This is a genomic window from Bacillus sp. GM2 (assembly GCF_056155945.1).
The window spans coordinates 1-1,416 of record NZ_JBRKSZ010000011.1 but is presented as its reverse complement, the minus strand read 5'-3'; the positions used below and the strand labels follow the sequence as shown (position 1 = coordinate 1,416).

Here is a 1,416-nt window from a genome sequence, read left to right as displayed (position 1 = left end):
CGACCGGGACGCCGCAGCATTCGTAGGTCATCGGTTAACAACTCCGACAATATCGTCAATGTGTCCGATCGTTTTCGTAATATAAAAGATCTTGTAACCGGACCCCCTGAGCGAATTGACCGTCGCTTCTGCATCCGTATCAGACTCCACACGGAGTATCTCCGCATCTTTATACGAAAAGCCTTCCTCTTTACCCGCAATAATGAAATAACCGTTTTTCATTTCGTCTCCTCCTCTACGTCCTTTTGAACGTGTTTGTGTTCGAGATAGGCGTTTTGTAGCCGGACAGCGCTGCCACAGATAACTACCGCCACCATGAAGACTGCTATGATACTTATAACGACCCAAACAATCACACCAATAACCGGAATCGCGAGTAGAAAATTAGTGACAAAATATCCGATACATCCTCCCGCGACACTCAGACCGATTAGCGCAACGATCGTTAGGGCTTCGATAAGTCGCTGCTTAAACATTCGATCACTTCCCTCCGATCGTGTCGAGGATTTCCTTGATCGCGTAGTATTCCGGGTTGATTATCTGATTTATTTCGATAGGTATGACGAAGAAGCTTACAATAACAGTTATTCCTAAGACTACTCCGAAAAATATTGCAACTAGCGTATATGGGCTTGTGTCGAAAGAATCTAGCACTTTATTGTGCTCTATTCCTTTTTTCAATAGCTTAGTAAAAACGATCCCAAGGAAAATAATCGCTGCAATCATACCGAAAATCCCGATAACTCCGCTTACCATCTGCTGCTTAACAAGCACCCCGTAAACATGTTCGGCTGCGACTCCGAGCTTTGCCGCCAGCTTATCGATATACTCCATCGCTTTATCCATTCGAATCACTCCAAATCGATTTTATAGTCGGTTGTAATCGTATTTTCCGGAAGATAGAATTCGTATGTCTTCTCCCCGGTGTACTTTCCGTAGAAGAACCTCGCAATGGCCGACTTAAATTGCATTTCGTATGTGACTACATAAGGCTGTTCGATATCTCCCTCTTTCATTTTCGAATCTTTAACCTTCGCTTTGTCTACGGATTTAAAACTGTCTTTCTCAACGACATAATAGAAGTATTGTTCTTCGTCTACTGTTCCGGAGCCAAGTATGAAGCTTCCCTTTGTATTCGAGTTATCCTTGATCGAATAAATCTCGGTTTTATGCGGATTCACCGGTTCGTCTTGTAAAAAGAATGCAGGGATAAATCCGATTACAAAAACCAAAGCACCGACCGCCGACCCGAAAAGTATTCCTAGTATACATTCGATCGGCCCAAATCCCCACATGTCGGATATAAAGGCCCCAGCGAATATCACTGCAACGATAATCGATAGAATAAGTATTCCCACCTATTCACCCTCCTTCAGTTTTATAATCTTCTCGCGAATAAGATACGTCAGTGCCACC

General features: G+C 43.5%; 4 protein-coding genes. All 4 read right to left on the bottom strand.

Going from position 1 to position 1,416, the window contains the following annotated elements; all coding sequences use genetic code 11:
• Positions 1-27 precede the first annotated feature (27 nt).
• From ACVC9U_RS23100 to ACVC9U_RS23085, 4 genes are read right to left on the bottom strand one after another with little or no spacing between them, the layout of a single operon-like run.
• Entirely contained in the window at positions 28-222 is a 195-nt protein-coding gene (locus tag ACVC9U_RS23100) for a hypothetical protein (RefSeq protein WP_080626778.1), read from the bottom strand.
• Positions 219-476 carry a hypothetical protein gene (locus ACVC9U_RS23095; protein ID WP_080626777.1) on the bottom strand — a complete coding sequence of 86 codons (258 nt, stop codon included), beginning with the start codon at positions 474-476 and terminating at the stop codon, positions 219-221. The genes ACVC9U_RS23100 and ACVC9U_RS23095 overlap by 4 nt, the downstream gene beginning before the upstream one ends.
• A 4-nt stretch (positions 477-480) precedes the next feature.
• On the bottom strand, positions 481-846 hold the full coding sequence (locus tag ACVC9U_RS23090) for a hypothetical protein (protein ID WP_006636914.1): 366 nt from the start codon (positions 844-846) through the stop codon (positions 481-483).
• A 5-nt stretch (positions 847-851) separates the two neighbouring features.
• The gene (locus ACVC9U_RS23085; RefSeq protein ID WP_145614388.1) at positions 852-1,358 is read right to left on the bottom strand and encodes a hypothetical protein; all 507 of its coding nucleotides are present in this window, start codon (positions 1,356-1,358) and stop codon (positions 852-854) included.
• Positions 1,359-1,416: the final 58 nt, after the last annotated feature.